Source organism: Streptomyces sp. NPDC047982, assembly GCF_043204165.1.
Taxonomy (GTDB): Bacteria; Actinomycetota; Actinomycetes; order Streptomycetales; family Streptomycetaceae; genus Streptomyces.
Genome location: NZ_JBIDBS010000016.1, coordinates 126,207 through 144,738, shown reverse-complemented (window position 1 = coordinate 144,738; position 18,532 = coordinate 126,207). Strand labels below are relative to the sequence as shown.

Here is an 18,532-nt window from a genome sequence, read left to right as displayed (position 1 = left end):
TGGAAAGGCACGTCCGTGCATATCGTCGGCTCCGCTACCGCGTCAGGTATCGCGATGCTGATTTTCATCGTCTTGATCCTTGCGATTCGAGGCACTGACCTTCAGTTCATCCATTCCGACAAGAAGTATGTCGCCGCAACCGCGCTCCTCTTCGGCATGATGGCCATGGCCGCCGGAAAGTCCTGGTCCGACCTGGTCAAGGGGGTGCACGATCTGCCCGCGTCGGTCGTCGTCAACGGCCCCATGGGCGACCCGGGGACAGGCATCGCCACCCTGGTGTTCATCCTCCTGGGCTTCGGCCCCGGCTGGAAGAAGCGGTGGATTCCCGCGATCTTCGGAATCGCGGCAGGCGTGTCCGCAGGAAACGCGGGCGGCTACATCGGTGTCATCACCGAGATGGTCCGCACCAGTGTGCTGAACATGGCAGGTGCCTCATGAAGTCGACCCGACTCACCTCTCCGTGGCAGTCCGTACGCACTCCCTTCGGCGGATTCGGGACGCTCCTGAAGACTCTGCTGCGCGGGACGCTCATCATCGTCTACCTGGCCCTGCGGTTCGTTCTGAACGCAATCGTCGACGCCTGGCAGGCCATGACCCAGCCGCCCGCGGCCATCGCGCCGAACAGCGAGGGAAGCCAGAGCTCGGCCGCCGGCGTGGTCGCCGCGAAGGAGCAGGACTCGGCAACCGCACGCCAGGATCGCTTCGTGTCCGCAGTAATGGCCTTCATCGTGGGCGCGGGCGTGATCTTCGGCTCGCTGGGAGGTGTCATCGCCTACCTGCTCCCGATCCTCGCTCCGTACGGCACGCTGATCTCCTATGCTCTGTCGGCCTCCTGGCTGATCGCTGCCGGGATCGTGGGATCGCGGGTGCCCCTCCCCTGGGGGACGCCCACACCCCGAAACGATCATGAAAAATCTGCAGGGGAGAGGCCTCATGAGGCTGAGCCCGCCGCGAATGCGGCGGAGCTTCAGGCTCGTGCTGAGCGCGAGCTGTGCATCGTCATCCTCCAGGCCGTGCACGACGCTCACGAGAAGAAGCGCAAGGGCATTCACGTCGCCGACCTCCTCGACCAACTGCGAGAGGAATACACCGGTTTCGACGAGTGGGACATCACACGCCTGCGCAAGTGGTGCGACAGTGCCGGGATCCCCACCAACCGCAGCGTCAAGGTCAGCGGGTCCAACCCCACCTGGGGCATCCGTCATGACGAGCTGACCACCGCCCTCAAGATGCGTATCCCAGAGGCGATCGCGGCCCTCCGCAACGCCCCTCTCCCGGGCCCTGCGGAAGGGGTGCAGAAAGAGGCGGAGAAGAGGGCTTTCGCCACCCCCGCTCACCACTCGGATACCGCTGCGGATGAGGCCGTTCCCACCCCCCTGATCGCCCGGCACCTGCGGGCCGTCTCCGCCCCCTCCCCTGAGGAGGCCGCCTGAGCGCGCCGATTCGCAGGTAGATGCCATCCCCCCTGGCATCTACCTGCGAATCTCCCTCGTCATCTCCCTGCATCTACCGGTCATCTACTCGAGTGTCTCCCGCCCGTCTCCCGTGCACCGGCCAGAATCAGCCCCTCGCGCCCAGTCCGTGGGCTTAACCTGCTTGGTCAACACCAACAGCGTTATCGAGGGGGACAGGGCCGTGCCCTGGGTCTATCACTGCGACAGCTGCAAGGTTCACTCCGAGGAGTACGACAGCGAGCGGGAAGCCAAAGACCACCGGGCCCGTCACCGCGCTCGCCAGCACGCGGTTGGTGACATCCCCGACGACCGCATTGAAGGCGACGGGCCCGCTGCCACGGACACGCCGATCTGGGCCTATGTCCTCGGCCTAGTCATCGCCCTCATCCTGCTCCGCATCCTGACCTGACCCTCTCTCCAAGCACTCATGCATCCATGCTCCGCTCCCGCCTCCTAGCAGGTCAGCGAGCTACTCTCCGTCCAGCGAGACCAGATCGGTCAGTACTGCCGTGACGTCCTGCTGGGGTAACCCTGCAGGCCACCAGGCGCCGTGCCGTTTGCGGTAGGGGTACCACTGGTCTGCCCCGCGGCCCAGGCGGAGTTGGGCATCGTGCGCCGCCACCGTGATCCATGACATGTCCACACCCAGGACTGGAGGGTGTTCTCCGTCCCAGGCCCGCTTGATCTCCTCGCGCACGGCCCTCATATGACCTGGGTCCGCCTCCCACGGCTCGTCGAGCACCGCGAGGGCGGCCGCGCCGCCGTACCGCCATGCCTGGGTGGCCCGGGCCAGCGCGGTGGGTGTGCGGTGGGTCCCCCAGGCCAGGCGTTGGGAGATCTCCGGCGGCGGGTCCGCTGCGGCGAGCCGTGCGGCGTCGTCCGCGACGCTGAGCGTTGCTGGGGCGACCGGTTCCCCGCGGGGCAGAAGGGCCTGGCGCAGCAGGTGCGCCGCCCGGGCGGCGGTGTCGGCGGCCAGGAACTCCAGGGCCTGCGCGTCCACGCCGTACACCGGCTCGGCAGCGGTCGTCAGCTGTGCTACAGGGCCGGGGTGGTGGAGGGCAGGTGGTGGCGCGGGCAGTGGCGGGAGACCGGCTTGGGCGGATGCGAAGACCTGGCGGGCGGTGACCCCGGCCGGCATGGCCGCTGCGGGCGTGGTGGTTTCTGCGGCCTGGACGGCGTTGCGCTGGTGGAGCTCGGCCATGATCTCGTTCTCGCCTCGCCCTCGAAGGAGCAGGAGGACGAAGGGGTCGTGGTCCAGGAGCCGGGCGACCTGGTAGTAGAGGGCTGCGGCGTGCTTGCAGGGGCACCCGTCATCGGGGCACGAGCAGTACGGGACGAGCTCACGGCTGGTCGGCAGAAGCCGCACGCCGGCCTGTGCAGCGTCCTCGACCAAGGCGGTCGGCATGTCGCGGTCCAGTAGAGCGGCCAGGTGCCCGGCTTGTGCTGCGGCCACATCGAGCAGTGCGTCCCATTGGTTGGCGGTGAGCTGGGGGATCTCCATAGAAGTGCGGTAGGGGGTGGGACTGCTGCCCTTCACCTGAGCGGTGGCTCAGCCGGGAGTGATGGTGATCTCGCGGACGTTTCCGGCACGGGCGTAGGTACGTCCGCGGGCGAGGCGTCCGGTGGCGGTGCGGGTGGGGCCTTCCAGCGCGCTGACCCAGGCGTTGCCCCACCAGCTGTCGGCGAAGGAGCGGCGGCCGCGGGCCGGAGCCAGCGGGGCGAAGACGCGGTGGCGGTCACGGTCGCTGCCAGAGCTCGGAGCGTGGTTCATCGGCGCACCGCCCTCAGCTGGACGAAGTCGGCGAGCTCGGCATCGCTCAGCTCGGTGAACGCTGTCTCCCCGCCGCCGAGAACGGCGTCCGCCAGGGCGCGTTTGGCTTCCAGGAGGTCGGCGATCCGGTCCTCGACCGTGCCCTCGGCGATCAGACGGTGGACCTGGACGGGCTGGGTCTGGCCGATGCGGTAGGCGCGGTCGGTGGCCTGCTCCTCCACGGCGGGGTTCCACCAGCGGTCGAAGTGGATGACGTGTCCCGCTCGGGTGAGGTTGAGGCCGGTCCCAGCAGCTTTCAAGGAGAGCAGGAACACCGGGGCCTGCCCGTCCTGGAAGCGGCGCACCATCGCCTCGCGCTGAGGCACCGGGGTGGCGCCGTGCAGGAACTGGACCGGGATGCCGCGCCGGGCGAGGTGGTCTGCGATGAGGTGGCCCATGCCGACGTACTGGGTGAAGACCAAGGCGGCCTCCTGCTCGGCGAGGATGGTGTCCAGGAGTTCGTCGAGGAGGTCGAGCTTCCCGGACCGGCCCGCGGTCTTCCCGGGCTTCTCCTCCTTGAGGAACTGCGCGGGATGGTTGGCGATCTGCTTGAGCGCCGCCAGGAGTTTGAGGACCAGACCTCGCCGCGCCATGCCGTCGCTTTGCTCGATCTGGGCCATGGTCTCGCGGACCTGCGCTTCGTACAGACCGACCTGTTCTTTGGTCAGGATGACCGGGTGGTCCGTCTCGGTCTTCGGGGGCAGTTCGGGGGCGATGCCGGGGTCGGACTTCTTGCGGCGCAGCAGGAACGGAGCGACGAGGGCGGCGAGCCGGCCCGCTGCTTCGGCGTCCTCGCCGCTTTCCGCCCCGCGCGCGTAATCGGCGCGGAAGGTGCGCAGCGGGCCCAGGAGCCCGGGGGTGGTCCAGTCGAGCAGGGCCCACAGCTCCGAGAGATTGTTCTCTACCGGGGTGCCGGTGAGCGCGATGCGGGTCCGGGTGTTCAGTGTGCGCAGGGCCTTCGCGGTCGCCGAGAACGGGTTCTTCACATGCTGGGCTTCGTCGGCCACCACCATTCCCCACATGGGCGTTGCGAGTTCGGCCTGGCGCAGGCGCATGGTGGCGTAGGTGGTCAGTACGAAGCCGGTGTCCGTCTCGAGGTCGTCGAGACTGCGTTTCGTGCCGTGGTAGCGGCGCACAGAAGTGCCGGGCGCGAAGCGTTCGATCTCGCGCTGCCAATTGCCCATCAGGGATGTCGGGCAGACCACGAGTGTCGGCCCCGTCAGGCCCGGGATGCCCGCACGGTGCAGGTGCAGGGCGATGAGGGTGATCGTCTTGCCGAGGCCCATGTCGTCGGCAAGGCAGCCGCCGAGGCCGAGCGAGGTCATCTGGTCAAGCCAGGTCAGGCCGCGGACTTGGTAGTCGCGCAGGGTCGCGTCCAGCGCCGCCGGAGGCGGTACCGGGGAGCGGCGGGCGGTCGCTTCGGGGTCGGCCAGCCGCTCCTTGAGATCGGCGAGCCAGCCCCGTGCGGTCACGGGGACGCGCTCGCCGGCCATGTCCGTGCTGCCGGCCAGCACGGTGCGGAGCGCTTCGACCGGGGTGAGGTCGCGGGGTTCGCGGTCACGGGCCCGGGCGAGGAGGTGCGGGTCGATCAGCACCCACTGATCGCGCAGCCGCACCAGGGGCCGGGTGGCTGCGGCGATCCGGTCGAGTTCGGCTTGATCGAGTTCGCGGCCTCCGAGGGTGAACTGCCAGCGGAACGACAACAGGGCCTCGGCCGACAACAGCGACGGCAGGTCGGATGCCGTCCTCTCGGCTGGTTCGACGACGGCGCGGGCCAGAAGCTTTCTGGCCAGTTCCTTGGGCCAGTGGATCCGGACGCCCGCTGCCGCCAACGTCTGTCCGGCGTCGCCGAGCAGGTCGCTGACCTCGTCGTCGGACAGGACCAGTACGGTGGGGGCGGCCATGTTCAGCAGCCGCTCCATGGGCGGCCAGACCCGGGTGGCCCGGCGCAGCACCAGTAGTGCCTGCGCACGTACGTCCGGCGCGGACAAACCGGCCGCCGCTCTCCCTGACCAGATGTCTGCCGCGTCGGCGAGGGAGCCGTCGGCCATGTGGTGCAGTTGGACCACGGCCTTCAACCGGTCCTCAAGGAACGGGGCGTTCCAGGCTGGGCTTGTCCCCTCGGCCCGGTCGCCCAGGTGGTCCAGGCCGGGCATCTCGATGCGCAGGGAGACGCCGATGCCCGCGTCGAGCCCGGCTGCGACGTCTTGGGCCCACTCCCGCGGCGGCCCTGCCACCTTGTGTGGGGCGTGGGCGGTCCAGGTCTCCTCGCTCGCGGCCACCGTGCCCGCAGGGGTGCGAGCCAGCGCATCGGCGACCGCGTCCAGAAAGGCACGCACCAGAGGCTCGGCCTGCGGCAGCTCCAGAGGGCTCTTGCCGGGCAGCGGTTCGGCTCGGGCCTCGGGTGGCATGGCAGCGGCCAACTCCTGTACGCGGACCACGTCCTCTCGGTCCAGCGGGCCGATCCGCCATTCGTCGTAGCCTCCCGGGCTGATACCGGGCAGGAGCCGTCCCCGGCCGATCAGTTGCAGGGCCAGGACCGTGGCGGCGCCCCAGAACGCGGACGCCGGGTCCGCTCTTTCCGTCCGCCGGGCCTCGGTGAGGACGGCCAGGGCGTCCTTCACCGGCACGAGGCGGGCCTCCACCGACCGGCGGCGGACGGACACCCCGTGGGGGCGTACCACCGTCAGCCGGTCGGCGGCCGCCGGGACGGGCAGGCAGTCGGGGCGCCAGAACGCAACCTGTGCCGCGCGCGGGGGGTCAGAGGGCACGAACACCGCGGCACACGCGGTGAGCTCTCCCGGCTGCGCCGCGGTCCTCTGGGAAGCAGGGGCTGGACTGCCGTCCGCAGTTGTCATGACCGATGCACCAAACACCACGAGCAGCCGCCTCCCCAGACCCAGACCACGGCACGGCCAGCAGGGCCGTGCTTGCCGAGAGTAGCGCCGTCCCGTCGCGGGCCGGGCCCGAACGCCTGTTGCCTACCCGATCGAGGCACCCTGCTCCTGGTCATGCCATCGAGGCCGCTGCCGGGATGCTGCGGCCTCCTCCCCCAGCCGTGGCGCTGCCGCGATTGACGTCCGGAGGACCGGCCTTACCTGGCCGCTGTCTGGACGTGTTTCCGTCCTTCAACTCTGAAAGGTGACATCGCGTGGAGCAGGTTCCAGCGGCACAGCACCTCCTGCGGGAGGTTCGTACAGCGCTGCGCATGGACACCGGAGTTCGGGACGCCAACGCGCTGCACGGCGCGGTGGCCCAGGTCTGGTTCGATCAGTACGAGGCCCGTGAGTGGGTCCGCGACTGGCCCCGGCTTGTTTTCGTGGACGGCACCGTGCTCGGGGACGAGGCCCTGGCGCTTCGGCGTACGGAGCGGCCCACGTGGTGGCCGGCCGTCGAGAACGCCGCGCGGCAGTTCCTGCGTGCCCACCCGTGGGGGACGTCGCCACTGGTGGTGTGCACCGGCGCCGACGGCACTCCGGCACGGGTGGACCTCGCATCGCGGGATGACTGGCCGGACCTGACGCTCCGGCGTCTCCGCTCTCAGGGGCCGGTCATCGCCCGCCTGACGCAGTTGCTGAGCGAGGTCCAAGCCCTTCAGGCGGTGATCGCCGAGGGTTCGTCATACGACCTGGGAGAGGTTGCCGACGCCCTTCGTTCTGTGATCGATGTCGGCGAGCCCGCGGTGCGTGGACCGCTTCCCGATCGCCACGAGCTCGTGACGACAGACAGCACCCATGAGGCTGAGAAGGCGGTGGCGCCCGGGGGTGAAGACGACCTGCGGGCCGCCCGGCAGCGTCTGGAGGAGCTCTTGTCTCAGCACCATTCCGCCAGTCACCCGGAAGTCATCGATCAGTGGATGGCGGTGGCTGAGCTGACCGGGAAGCGGGGCGAACCGCGCGCGGCGATCGCCCTCTTCGAGCAGCTCGCCACAGAACTGCGCGATCAGCTCGGCCGATTCCACTCGTGCACTCTGGATGCCTACGAGGGCGTCGCCCGCTGGGTGGGGGCGCAGGGCCGCGCTTGACCGGACAACCACAGGCCGGGAGGGCGGCCGGGCACAGCCCTACGATGCGGGCCAGCCCGGCCGCCCCCGTCGTCGGTCATCGGATGCCGGTGTAGGACTGCCGTGGCAACTGCGCGTAGTGCTGCTCCGCCGCAGGGGGCACCTCGGTCAGGCGTGCCTCGTCCTGGGCTTGGCGTTCTTGCTGCTGCAGCCGGAGGTCCGCAGCGACCTTCCTCGCGCGGCGTTCTTCTTCCTGATCACGCAGTCTCGCCTGCCTCCGGTGCTCCTCGAGCTCCTCGATTCGTGCGGCCATGTGCTGTGTCCTCTCGTGCCGGGGGGATTGGTGGTCAGCGCACGCCGACGCCGACGGTCTGCTGGGCCTGCTGTGCGTTCTGCTGGGCCTCATCCACGGTGGTGGCCTTGGCCGGTGTTGTCTCGGCGGGCGCCGGGTGGGCGGCGGCCCGGGCTTCCGTTCCGGCAATCAGCTTCTGGCTCACTTCCTTGACCCGGTCCTCCTGGCCTTCAATCAGCTTGGCGAGGTTCTCGTCGGTCGGGGTCTCCGCAGCCGGGGCCGTAGTGGGGCGGGGCCCCAGGTTGCCCGGATGGCGGCGCTCGGCGGAGCGGTCCCGGCGCGGAAGCTCCGGCGCTGGGGCCGCCGGGGCGGACTCGGCGGGCGCGGTCGGTGCCGGTGCCGCCGACGCCTGCACTTGCTCAGGCTCGGCGGTGGCTTCGGGCGTCGGGCCGGCTTCCGGCTGCGCCGCCGGGGACTGCGCCTCAGGTACGGGGAGGGCCGCGGCGCTCCTCTGCATTGCGAGCAGGTTCGGAAGTCGCTGCTCGAGCAGTTCCAGTTGGCCTGGCAGATCGTTGCGGGAGACGGTGAGGGTTTCGCGCGGCTTGAGGCCGTTGGGCGGGCCGACCACGTTGAGGGTCTGGAGCACGGCCAGGGCCCGCTCCGCCTGCGCGTGGGTGAGGTCCAGCTCGGCGGTTTCGCTCAGCACGAGCGGCGAGGCGACCGTGCCCTGCCCGACCAGATGCGCGGCCACGGCACGGACCTGGTCGGCGCTGAGGTCGGCTGCCAGTGCTTGCGCGGTGAGCTCGGGCGGTCCCGCGATCTCCTGGGAGAAGCGGTCAGCGACCTTGTTGAGGAAATGGGCGTCCCGGTGGAAGGGGTTGTTCTCTACCCGTCGGCGCAGTGCGTCGATGAGGGCGAGGCGCGTTTCCACCGGGGTGTCGGTCTTCATGCCGGCGACGTACTCGATGGGCGGGAACCAGGGCTGAGTGCCCCAGTCCGGGTCGCCGTCGATCTCCTTCTGGGCGAGGAGGAAGCGGATCTGCGCGTCGGTGCGGTCCTGGGGGGTGATGTGCTTGGCTCGCAGCTCTTGGACGGCCGCGCTTGACTCCTCGAAAAGGGCGTCCATGTACCGCTCGGGCGGCTCCGCCTCGTAGTGGCCGAAGTCGTGTTGCTCTTCCGCGCCAAGGGTGCCGCGCATGCGCTCCAGGCGCTGCTCGGCGTAGTGGTAGATCATCGCGGCGATGTTGCGGCGCCCCGAGGTGCCGAGGTCCCGTTTGTCGTAGCGCTGCATGACGGTGCGCGCGATCCCGGAGATCATTTCGAAGCCGCGGAGCTGGGCGGTCTCCACCATGCCGTGCAGGCGTACGTCGAGGGTGAGGCGGTGTCCGGCGCGGCGGGCCTTGCCGGCCATCTCGCTCAGCGTGGTCATCAGCTGGGAGGCCTCGGCCAGTTCCGGGTCTGCCTTGGCGCCGGTGGACAGTGCGCTCTCCAGGCTGGGGTCGTCCGGGTCGTCCAGGCCGAGGTCCGGCTCGGGGTCGTCCGGCTCGGCCCGCCGCAACTCCTTGGTGAGCTTGTGGACGTGGGCGATGAGCAGCCGGGGGGTGTCCAGGGCCTGGACGGAGTCGAGGCCGGAAGCCCGGGCGGCGTGGTCTTCGGCGACGCGGGTGAGGTTGCGCATGGCCAGCCCGCCTGGCGTGTCGCGTCGCCCCCCGGCGTCGAGGTGGGCGCTGACCTTGGCGGCATGCCGGGCGATGAGGCTCGCGGCCAGGCTGGTGATCTTGGCCGCGTTGATCGCTGCCTGAGGTGTGATCTCTGCTTGCTCGTTGAGGCGGGCGAGAACGTCGTCGACCTGCTGGCGGATGTCACGGATGGCATGCCAGTCGGGGTGACTCCAGTACCACGCCTCATTGCTCTGCGCGGTCGTCATCGTGGCATTGAGGCCGGTCAGATCGCGGGGACCTGCTGCGGGTGGCGCGTCCGCATTGTCCAGCGCCCGCGCGCGGAGCGGGCCGCGCTGCAGACTCATGTGGCGTGCGTAGCGCTCGAGTTGCTCCGCCGTCATGCCTGCCGGGGCGTTGGGAGACAGCTTGGGGACGGGCGGGGTCGGTTCGGTCTGGGTTGAGGTCGGTGTCGTCATCACGATCTCCGCGTCAGGGCTGGCTGGGTGCGAGTGAGGTGGACTGACCGGCGGCGAGGGCGTTGGTCTCGGCTTCCTTGTGCGCGGTGTTGCGCAGGCTCTTACGCACGCGCGATGCGGGCGCGGCGGCTTCGGCCGGGTCTGGCTCGCCTCGTGTCTCGCTGCGCTTCTGCCGGTCCGCGAGGATCTTGAGGACCATCTTCCGGATCCTGGCCTCGTCGATCTCGTTCGTGTCTGCCCCCTCGGACTCCACGCCGTCGGGCTCAGAGCCGACCGGGGCCTGCGCAGGTGCGGGTTCGGCAGGTGTGCGGAGGCCGGGCGGGGTCGCGGGCCTGGCGAGGAGGGTGTCGATGTCGGTGGGACGGGCCAGGACGGTCCGCGGGGCGTCGGCCCGGTAGGGGCCGAGGATCTGCTGTTCCTCCAGTCGGTGCAGGAGGCGGTCGGCGCGCTCGGCGGTGACGTTCATGGTGCGCCGCAACGTGAGCGGGGACGCGTTCTGGTGGGAGGTGACGGCCAGGGCTGCCTGCCGCAGCTGGGCGGGGTCGATGGGGCCTTGGGGGTCGTCTCCGGCGGGCACGATGCCGACCAGGCGCTGCTGGTAGGCCCAGGCCACGCCGTTGAAGAGGTCGGCGGTGGGGTCGTAGGGGTTCGACTCCTCTCCGGTGTGTGGGTCGATGTCCCGCAGTACATCGACCCGGGCGGACAGGCGGTTCAGCAGAAGGTCGTGGGCGGCGATCAGGTTCGGGATGGGGGGCGCGCCGGCGATCAGGCCGTTGTCGGGCAGGAAGTCCGAGCCCGGGGGCTGGCCTTGGAGTTGTTCGTAGCGGGCCCGCCAGCGGGCCCGGTTGATGATCCACTGTTCTTGGAGTTCGCCGCGTTCGTCGAGGGTGGTGGTGGGAGCGGCCATGCGGCGCTCGAGGTCGCGCTCGATATGGGCAAGGTCCTGCATGCGGCGGTCCGTACGCACCGCCCGGGGGACGGGCTGGGTGTCCGGGGCCTGGCCTCGCAGACGGGCGACGGTGCTTTCCAGGCGGTTGCTCAGGCTGGTGAGCCGGATCTTGGAGGCGACCGTCGCCAGCCCTTCGATGATCCGGATGAAGGACCTCTTGGCCCGGTTCATCAGTTGTTCGCCGCCCGGGCCACGCAGTCGGCGCAGGGCCGGCTCGGCTGCGTCCATCTGGGCCACGAGGTCGGTGATCTTTTCGTAGCGGGTGTTGGGCAGGCCGATGGAGTACGGGCGGAGTACCGCGAGGGCTTCGTGTGCGCTGTGGTGGGCGACTGTGAGGTCGGCCGGCATCGGCACTGGATCGCCGGGGGGCAGCGCGGTGGCGGCCTGGGTGATGTCGTCGAGTTCGGCTGCCTCCTGGCTGACGCCGTTGTCGAGCTCCTCCCAACTCAGCTCGGTGCCGACTTTCTCTTCCTGGATCCAGGAGCCGTCGTTGCGTAGGACCCAGATGTGGTCTTCGGCCGCGAGGATATTGAGGGCCAGGTCCGGGTGGCCGGCGGTGTACAGGGCGAGAGCCTGTTCGGCTCGGCGCCGGGTTCCTTCCGCGCTCCCGTCTGGTCCCTGGGCGATCGTGTCAAGCAGGTCGGCGAGCTGGGCGGGGGTCGGCCGAGCCGGGAACTGCGAGGGGAGGACGCTGCGTACGGCATCCCGCCAGGTCTGGCTCAGAGGGGCGCCGAGCAGTCCGGCGGCCTGGGCGGCGCGCCATTCGACTGCGGCAAGCAGTTCCGGGCCGGTCATCTTGACGAAGTGGCTGTACGACATGCGTAGCGAGTCAATCCGGGCAGAGCCCAACCACACCACGACGGTGGGGTCTTTGCTGGTCTGGTCGTCGCCGGACGTGCTCAGATCTATGCCGTAGACGGTGCCCAGCTTCAGGGGCTGGGGGAGCCGGTCGGGCTCGGGGCTCTCGGTGGTGTGCTGGCCGAGGCGCTCGTGCACGGCCGTGTGCAGGGCGTATGCCGCGGTGGTGCGGTCGGTGTGCTCGACCGGCTGCCCGTCGACCGGTGAGGGCAGGAACATGCTCAGTACCAGTTCCCCGGATCCGGGGTCCGGTTCGTTGGCTGGCGCGCTGGTGGGGGTTACGGGTCCGCTGGCGCGGGTCCCTGGGGGCCACTGTCCGGGCCGGGCTGCGGCTGCATCCGCGCTTGCGGCCATCGTGGACGGTGCCGCGGAGGCGGATTGGCGGCTGCGGACGTGGGAGTCGTCGGTGAAGTACCCCTCGGGGTCGGCTGCGAGCAGGTCCAGGGCCTGCTCGTAGATCTCGTTCTCGTAGTCCTCGTCGTGCTTGCCCGGCCCGAGCAGTACCGCCGTGGCGGTCATGTGCCCGGGGATGCCCCACTCCCTGTCCAGCCGCTTCGCCCAGGTGAGCGCGGCCTGCTGGAGCGCGGTCGTGTCGCCGGGCGCTTGGATCTGCACCGCCTGGTGGATGTAGCGCGCGGCCTCGGCGGCGATGAACCGGGTGCGCGGGAAGAAGGTGCCGGAGGCAAAGGAGTGGCTGGCGCGCTCACCGTCGTCCGCGTTCTTCAGCAGGACCGCTTCAACCGTGGCGTCGAGAAGCGGCTGGCGCTGTTCCAGGGCGCGCAGGACGGGTGCCGCCCCGTCGCCGTCCGCTTCGATGCCCTCTTCCCACAGCTTCGCGGCGTCCTTGGCACCCGGGGCGGTGGTCACCGTCGTCGGTCCGGCTGCCTTGACCAGCAGGTCCCACTTGTCGAGCAGTACCTTGCGGCCGCTCTCGTCCGCGTCCAGGAAGGCGATGTGGGGGCGCGGGTTGTCGGTGTCGAGGCCCCTGAGGGCCGTGAGCTGGCGTTCGGTGAACGCGGTACCCATCGGGGCGCCGACCACGGGCCGCTGCTCGATCGGCACGGTGGCAGCCGCCCGCGCGACAGCGATCACGTCGAGGTAGCCCTCGACGCTGACGCGGGGCCCGCTGCTCTGCGCGAGGACCTGTGACTGCGCGGGGTGGTGGAGCCCGAAGACGAGATCGCCCTTGTTGAACAGGTCCGCTTCATTCGAGGTGTTGAAGTACTTCGGCCCTCCGCGCTTCTTGGCCTGTTCCTCTGTTTCGCCGGGCCTGTCGATGCTCCGTCCGCTGAAGCCGACGATGTCCTCGTTCTCGTCGTGTATCGGGAAGATGATCCGGTCAGCGAGCGCGTCGATTAGTGTGTCGCGTTTGCTGCGCGTGGCGAGGCCAGCGTGGAGCAGTTCCTCTTCGGTGAAGCCCTGGGCTGTGAGTTCGGTGACCAGGACGTCCCAGCGGCCGGCACTGCGGTCGGAGGGCGCGTAGCCCAGTCCCCACTCCCGTTGCACTTCGGCGGGAAGCCGCCGCCCCTCGGTCAGGTAGGTGCGGGCCAGCTCGGCGTTCGGATCGGTTTGAAGGCGCTCAGCGAAGATCTGCGCGGCCGCCCGATTGGCGGCGATCAACCGTTCACGTGGCACTGCGGCCCCTTGCGCTGCGGCAGCGTCGTGCAGGGCACTCTGGCCAACCTGGGGGGTGTGCTGGAAGTCGACACGATAGGCAGCCAGGCCACGGTCGGGGTGCTGACGTATCGCCTCATGCAGGGCGAGCCGGAGTTGGTCCGTGATCTCGCGGTCACGTTCGGCGTCGCCGCTGGTCTCCAGCGTGATCACGACGGTGCGCTCGGCCGTGACAACGCCCGTAGCCTCCAGCGTGACTCCGAGGTCCGTCAAGGCGGAGCGGGCGAGCTCCGTGAGCTGGTCGACGGGTTCGGTGCGGGTGGGCGCGGGGCGTTCCGCAGGAGTGGTGGAGGCGGTCTCCGCCTGTCGGGTGCTGTCCTGCGCCTTGCGCTGTTCTCCGCCGGGAAGCGAACGGGCGTCGTCCTCGGGCGCGGTGGAACGGGCGCTGACCGACGGCGCTGTCTGCTCCTGGCCGCTGCCGGGCGTCAGTGCCGTGGGACGTTCCGACACAGAGGGTGTGGCCGTCGCGGCAGGGGTGGTCCGCGCGGGTTCCGGCGCGGCCGTGGCCGACGGGGCGGCGGAAGCCGAGGGCTCGGCGGGCCCCCGGGGGGCCTGCGGTTCGGGTGAGGGTGGTGCGGGTTCCGGCGCGGTGGGCGTTGTCGCCGGGGCGGGCTGCTCCGCCTCTGCCTGGGTTGCCTGATCCGGCGCCTGGCGTACGGGGGCCGGTTCAGGCACGGCGGGGGCGTAGTGCAGGAGGGGGCGGTATCCCGCGTCGCTCGCGTTCATCCACGCGGTGACTGCGGTCAGCAGAGTTTCCGGGACGACCGCCGCGAGTTCGTGGCCCGGGATCGTGACGGGTCGCGCGTTTCCATCTTCATCCACCGCTGTGAGCCCGAGCATGAGCACAGGCGCGGACGGTTCCTCCTGGTCGACCCTGGCGTAGATCGGACGGCCATGGAGGTGGGCGAGTATCGAGACGGCTGGGTTGCCGCCGGACAGGTGGGACTGTGTCTGGGCGAGCAGGCGCGGGGCGGCCTCCGCAGCGGACATGAGGACCTCGCCGGGCAGCTCGAAGACGGGCAGCTCACTGTCGTCGTCCGGGTCCACAGCCATCGTGGTGGCCTCCTGTGCCGTCTGAGGTGTCGGCTCGGCGGGGTCTCCCGCGCCGACGGATTGCTGAGTGATCTGCTGGGCGCGCATCGGGAGGTACTGGCCGAGTTCCAGCTCACCGTCCGCGGTCCGCTGACTGAAGGCGAGGAACTGCCCCTCAGCGGCCCACTCATACAGATCTCGCAGCAGGTCCGTGCTGCTGGTGCGCGCGGCCCGGACGAAGTAGATCTTCGCCATGGTCATTTGCGCGCAGCGGATGTGGTGGCCCAGCCGCTGCGCGAGGTGCGTGCGCTGACCGTCCTCGTCCGGCCCCTCACCGAGCGCGGCCTGCAGGGCAAGCAGGGCGGCAAGGCCGGGAATGCCGAGGTCGCCGGTGTCGGCCAGGGTGGCTGCTGCTTCCGCCGCTGCCGGAGTGAGCGCCAGCCACTGTTCGTGCTGGTCGAGCTCTGTCAGCAGGGCCTCATGTGCAGTGGCGTAGGCGTCCGCGTCCGGATAGGGCGCAGGGGACTCCAGCTCCAGGTGCCGGTTGCTGATGGTGGCTTGGTCAGGGGCTTCGGCGACTGCGGCCGCACTCGGCGAAGCACTGGTGGCCACGGTGCCCTCCTCAGGTACGGCAGCTGGTGGACGCGTTGTGTCAGTTGAACCAGGGGAGAGCGGTACCCGCCGGTCGCCGGGCCCGGCGGCGGCCCCCTCGGGTACGGGCACGTTCAGCTCCAAGCCGGGCGCACTGGGTTCCTTCTCATGGTCGGCAGGAGTTGGGGCGGTCTCGGCGAGAACACCCGGGCCGCCGCCCTGCGCGGGGGTACGGGGCGCGGCGCCGGGTACGGCCGGTGTGCGCTCGGCAGTGACGGCCAGGCTGGAAGCCGGCCCTTCGGGGGGTGCAAAATCGACGGCTTCGCCCGCCGCGGTCGGAATGGCTGTGGCGCCGTCGGGCGGACGTTGGCCCGGACTGGGCGTCGTCGCCTGCGCCAACGCCGTCTCATCCGGGCTGAGCGGTCCCTGCGTCGGGACGCCCTGAGCAGCCTCTTGCTGAACAGTGGGATCAGTGCGGGTGCTCCCGATGGCAAGGTCTGCGGTCGGCGTCGTTTCGGTGGCTGCCTCCTCGGTCGAGTGCGGGCTGGGCAGGACCTGGGCAGCTTCGGCGTCCTCCGGGCCAAGAGCTTCGGTGGAGGCGTGCTCGCTGGCGAGGGCTGGCGGCTGGGGACTACCCATGGCCGCTCCTGCCACCGGAAGCGTCGCCGGGGGATTGGAGCTTGTCGGCGCCAGCACCGTCTCGCCGGGGGCCGCCGCGTTCTGACGGCCGCCGTCCGTCACCGTGATCTCGTGGTGGGCCAGCCATGCGGTGCCGTATTCGGTAATCCGGATCTGCTGGCCGGCACGTTCAGCCAGACCCAGCTCAAGAACGTCAGTGACCGCGTGCTGGGAGTAGGCCCTCTCGACGGTGTGCTCGGAGGTCCGCTTCATGAACAGGCCGTCGACCTCAGTGATGTTGCCGCGTGCGATGTCGACGAGAGCCCTGCGACGCGCCTGGGGAAGCCGAGGAAAGGTCGGCACGGCCGCTGGGGTCGCATCCGGCACCCCTACGACTTCCTGTGCCGGCCGGGCCGGTGGCGCCTCCGCGTCAGGTGCGGTGGGTGCGGCGATGGGCCGACGGGGCTCGACGGTACGCCATGTCTTACGGCGGTCGGCTGCGGTGTCAACCGCCTCCCTCCTGCCCAACGCGTACAGACGCAGGGCGTTGGCTACGTGCTGGGCAGCCCCGGCCACGTTCTCCGCCGCGGGCAGATACGGGTATTCGACCGCCTTGTTGCCCAACGGCCGGAACCTGCCTGTCCAGCCGGCGGCGTCCTCCAGCACGTGGACGATGGAGTCGGCGTCGAGGCCGTACGCCGTGGTGTGCTCGCGGACCGCGCGGGCATAGGTGATGACGATTCCGCGTACGCGCTCCCGGTAGACGTCATCCGACTGCGAGCCCTCGGCGGTCTTCCACTGCGGGCTGCGGACGTTCTGCACGTAGTGGTCAGTCGCCTCCCTTCCCGCCTCCTCGAGCGCGCCCCGCAGGTTCCGAACGGCGCGGGCCGCATACGCGCGGGTGACGGGATCGGTCAGGGATTCCAGCGCCGCGGCGGCGTTCTCGTCGTACTGAGCCAGCGGGTACTGGTGTGTCCAGAAGCTGTGGTCGGGTCCTGCTGCAATGCCGGCGACGTCGCGGGCGGTCGAACGCGCAGCTCGTTCAGCGGCCTCGGCGCCCATGGCGTAGGTGGCCTGGATGTTCTCCACGCTGCGGCGTCCCTCGGACTTGTACCAGTCGTCGGACAGGGGCGCCGGGGCGGGCGGCAGCGGGGTCTCACCGCTCTCCTCCCACGCGGGAAGGGCGTGCAGGGGCGTGTAGTCGATCGGCGGGAGTGGTGCCTGTTCGACGGTCGCGACGTCCCGGGGGACGGCAGGCAGAGGGCGGTTGTGGTGGGCATACCAGGCGAGGCCGCGCTCGGAGAGCTGAATCTGTTCACCCGCGCGCTCGGCAAGCTCCTCGTCCAGCACAGCGTTGATGCGTTGCGGGGAGCCGAAGGGGCGGACGGAGCGCCGGGGAACTCGTTGCATGAACCGGCCGTCGACCTCGCTGATGTTGCCGCGCGCGATCTCGTCGAGGATCTGCTGGCGTGCTTGGGAGTAGCGCGGGAGCTCTTCTTCCGGCTCGGCCACGGTTGCCTCCGTTGCCGCCGGGACATCCTGGGCGGGCGTCGGCGCGGAGAATAGCTCGGTCTGTTCCTGAACGCTGGGCTGCCGGATGTCGGTGGCGGGATCGTCCTGTGCCCCGGGTGACGCAAGAGGCACCGCGGGGACCTCGTCGTCGCCCCCGGACCCCTCCAAGGACGCCGCGGCCACGGCGGAGGGGGTGTCGGCCGACCAATCCTCCGGCTCGATGGGTTCCTCGCGCTCCTGGGCGAAGGGTTGTGCGGGCGCCGCATCGGCGGCGGGAGAACCGCTGGTGCGTTCACTCGCCTCATCGGGAGTGGTGGTGGAAGAACCTGTGCCAGCGAGTGGGGTGTTCCGCCCCGGTGTCGGCGGCAGTTCACCCGAGGCCAAGGCAGCATCTGCACGCTCGTCACCGATGACGTCATGCTGCGTTTCATCGGCCGACGCTTCCTGCCCCTGGGCCAGCTCAGCCGTGCCCGGAGCTTGGATGACGTCGGGCCTCTCGCTATGGCTCATCGCTGCCCAGCGCTCGAACCGCTGTGCCAACTCCGTCATCTCGGCATGCCGGGTGGCGGCCTCCATACTGATCCGAGGAATCTGGTCATCCTTCAGCAGCACCGGCTTTTCACGGACTGCCCGCATCGCGTGAGCGTCCAACGGCGGCAGACGGCGCGCCGCCGACTTGCGTTCCTCGCTGTTCATCCATGACCGACGCGACTGCTCGTATCGGGCCTCGTAGGCGGCGCGTGCGTCCTCGTGGAGACCCTCCGGGTACAGCGTCGCGAGGTACAACGCTTCTCGCCCCATGCCCGAAGGACGCAAAGGTACCGAGGTCTCACCCTCGGTACCCGTCACCAGGAACCCGGCGGCTCGCAGCATCGCAACCCGGGCCGCATCGACCTTCCGCCCCGACACGAGGCCACTGTCATCATTCCTTTTCACCAGACGCGGGGTGCCTGTCTCGTCCAGCCACAGGCGGTCCTGGTGTGCATGTGCCATGTCCGAGGCGAGTGCCGGCCACCAGCCCAGCTCGGGCACGGCCCTCTCGGCACGCCACTGAGCGCCTAGCAGCCGGTCGCGGTTAGCAGCGTCCATGCGTGTCACAGCAGTCAGTTCCCGGTCGTGCTCCGCCTGCAGCTGTTCACGTACCTCCGCTTGCCGGGCTCGCTCTGTAGCCGGCTTGATCCCTTCGAGAACCTCCCTCAGGGCATCCGCGGTCGTGGTGACGCCAGCCGCCCGCTGCGTCTCCACCGCTGCACTGATCACCTCGGACGCGTAGTACTCCAGCCGCGACTTCTGTCCGTTGGCGTGCGCCTCCCGCGCCCCGCCGTGATGGCGCTCAGCATCGAGCCAGTGAACGTGGGTGGCGTGCATGATCGCCTCCAGGCGCTCCTCGTTCCGAGTCGAGGCCCGTGCCGCAGCTCGCTGCGCCCTGTTGGCTGCCTCGTCCGCGTACTGGAACGCCTGGTCGGCTACGTCCATGAGAGCTGCGATGTAACCCTCTTGGCCAAGTTCTTCCGGCTCCTGGCCCGGAGCTGAGGACACGTCGCTGTTCTCCCCGGAGCCTGTAGGCACAGGGGTGGTGTGCTGCGTCTGGTTGGCGTTGGC

The 18,532-nt window shown here is 70.0% G+C and carries 10 protein-coding genes; 4 read left to right on the top strand and 6 right to left on the bottom strand.

The window, feature by feature from the left end:
- The first annotated feature begins 15 nt into the window (after positions 1–15).
- The 3 genes from ACGF2V_RS20665 to ACGF2V_RS20655 all read left to right on the top strand — a co-directional run bounded on the left by ACGF2V_RS20665 (position 16) and on the right by ACGF2V_RS20655 (position 1,863).
- Complete coding sequence (locus tag ACGF2V_RS20665) at positions 16–438, top strand: hypothetical protein (RefSeq protein WP_362708216.1); 423 nt, start codon at positions 16–18, stop codon at positions 436–438.
- The gene (locus ACGF2V_RS20660) at positions 435–1,433 is read left to right on the top strand and encodes a hypothetical protein (protein WP_362708214.1); all 999 of its coding nucleotides are present in this window, start codon (positions 435–437) and stop codon (positions 1,431–1,433) included. Before ACGF2V_RS20665 ends, ACGF2V_RS20660 begins: the two co-directional genes overlap by 4 nt.
- Before the next feature lie 163 nt (positions 1,434–1,596).
- Positions 1,597–1,863 (top strand): hypothetical protein, encoded by a 267-nt coding sequence (locus tag ACGF2V_RS20655; protein ID WP_362708212.1) that lies wholly within the window; start codon positions 1,597–1,599, stop codon positions 1,861–1,863.
- Between the two features lie 60 nt (positions 1,864–1,923).
- On the opposite strand, the gene ACGF2V_RS20650 is transcribed toward ACGF2V_RS20655, so the two are convergent.
- From ACGF2V_RS20650 to ACGF2V_RS20640, 3 genes are read right to left on the bottom strand one after another with little or no spacing between them, the layout of a single operon-like run.
- The gene (locus ACGF2V_RS20650; protein ID WP_362708210.1) at positions 1,924–2,955 is read right to left on the bottom strand and encodes an SWIM zinc finger family protein; all 1,032 of its coding nucleotides are present in this window, start codon (positions 2,953–2,955) and stop codon (positions 1,924–1,926) included.
- Between the two features lie 48 nt (positions 2,956–3,003).
- Entirely contained in the window at positions 3,004–3,225 is a 222-nt protein-coding gene (locus tag ACGF2V_RS20645) for a hypothetical protein (RefSeq protein ID WP_362708208.1), read from the bottom strand.
- Positions 3,222–6,122, bottom strand: coding sequence for a DEAD/DEAH box helicase (locus ACGF2V_RS20640; protein WP_362708205.1), 2,901 nt, complete (start codon positions 6,120–6,122; stop codon positions 3,222–3,224). The genes ACGF2V_RS20645 and ACGF2V_RS20640 overlap by 4 nt, the downstream gene beginning before the upstream one ends.
- A 293-nt stretch (positions 6,123–6,415) precedes the next feature.
- Between ACGF2V_RS20640 and ACGF2V_RS20635 the strand changes: the two genes are divergently transcribed.
- Positions 6,416–7,288, top strand: a complete 873-nt coding sequence (locus ACGF2V_RS20635; RefSeq protein ID WP_392912830.1) for a hypothetical protein — start codon at positions 6,416–6,418, stop codon at positions 7,286–7,288.
- A gap of 76 nt (positions 7,289–7,364) precedes the next feature.
- Here ACGF2V_RS20635 and ACGF2V_RS20630 read toward each other — a convergent pair whose 3' ends face one another.
- The 3 genes from ACGF2V_RS20630 to ACGF2V_RS20620 form a co-directional block, all read right to left on the bottom strand.
- Positions 7,365–7,580 (bottom strand): hypothetical protein, encoded by a 216-nt coding sequence (locus tag ACGF2V_RS20630; RefSeq protein WP_362708199.1) that lies wholly within the window; start codon positions 7,578–7,580, stop codon positions 7,365–7,367.
- Between the two features lie 34 nt (positions 7,581–7,614).
- The gene (locus ACGF2V_RS20625; protein ID WP_392912828.1) at positions 7,615–9,585 is read right to left on the bottom strand and encodes a hypothetical protein; all 1,971 of its coding nucleotides are present in this window, start codon (positions 9,583–9,585) and stop codon (positions 7,615–7,617) included.
- Positions 9,586–9,709: 124 nt separating this feature from the next.
- Positions 9,710–18,406: a toprim domain-containing protein gene (locus ACGF2V_RS20620; protein WP_362708194.1), complete on the bottom strand. Its 8,697-nt coding sequence runs from the start codon at positions 18,404–18,406 to the stop codon at positions 9,710–9,712.
- Between the last annotated feature and the right edge of the window lie 126 nt (positions 18,407–18,532).

Bases quoted from the DNA above. Each gene is read 5' to 3' on its own strand.
- ACGF2V_RS20660 (WP_362708214.1), top strand. From the start codon at position 435: ATGAAGTCGACCCGACTCACCTCTCCGTGGCAGTCCGTACGCACTCCC.
- ACGF2V_RS20650 (WP_362708210.1), bottom strand. From the start codon at position 2,955: ATGGAGATCCCCCAGCTCACCGCCAACCAATGGGACGCACTGCTCGAT.
- ACGF2V_RS20645 (WP_362708208.1), bottom strand. From the start codon at position 3,225: ATGAACCACGCTCCGAGCTCTGGCAGCGACCGTGACCGCCACCGCGTC.
- ACGF2V_RS20640 (WP_362708205.1), bottom strand. From the start codon at position 6,122: ATGACAACTGCGGACGGCAGTCCAGCCCCTGCTTCCCAGAGGACCGCG.
- ACGF2V_RS20630 (WP_362708199.1), bottom strand. From the start codon at position 7,580: ATGGCCGCACGAATCGAGGAGCTCGAGGAGCACCGGAGGCAGGCGAGA.
- ACGF2V_RS20625 (WP_392912828.1), bottom strand. From the start codon at position 9,585: ATGAGTCTGCAGCGCGGCCCGCTCCGCGCGCGGGCGCTGGACAATGCG.
- ACGF2V_RS20620 (WP_362708194.1), bottom strand. From the start codon at position 18,406: ATGGACGTAGCCGACCAGGCGTTCCAGTACGCGGACGAGGCAGCCAAC.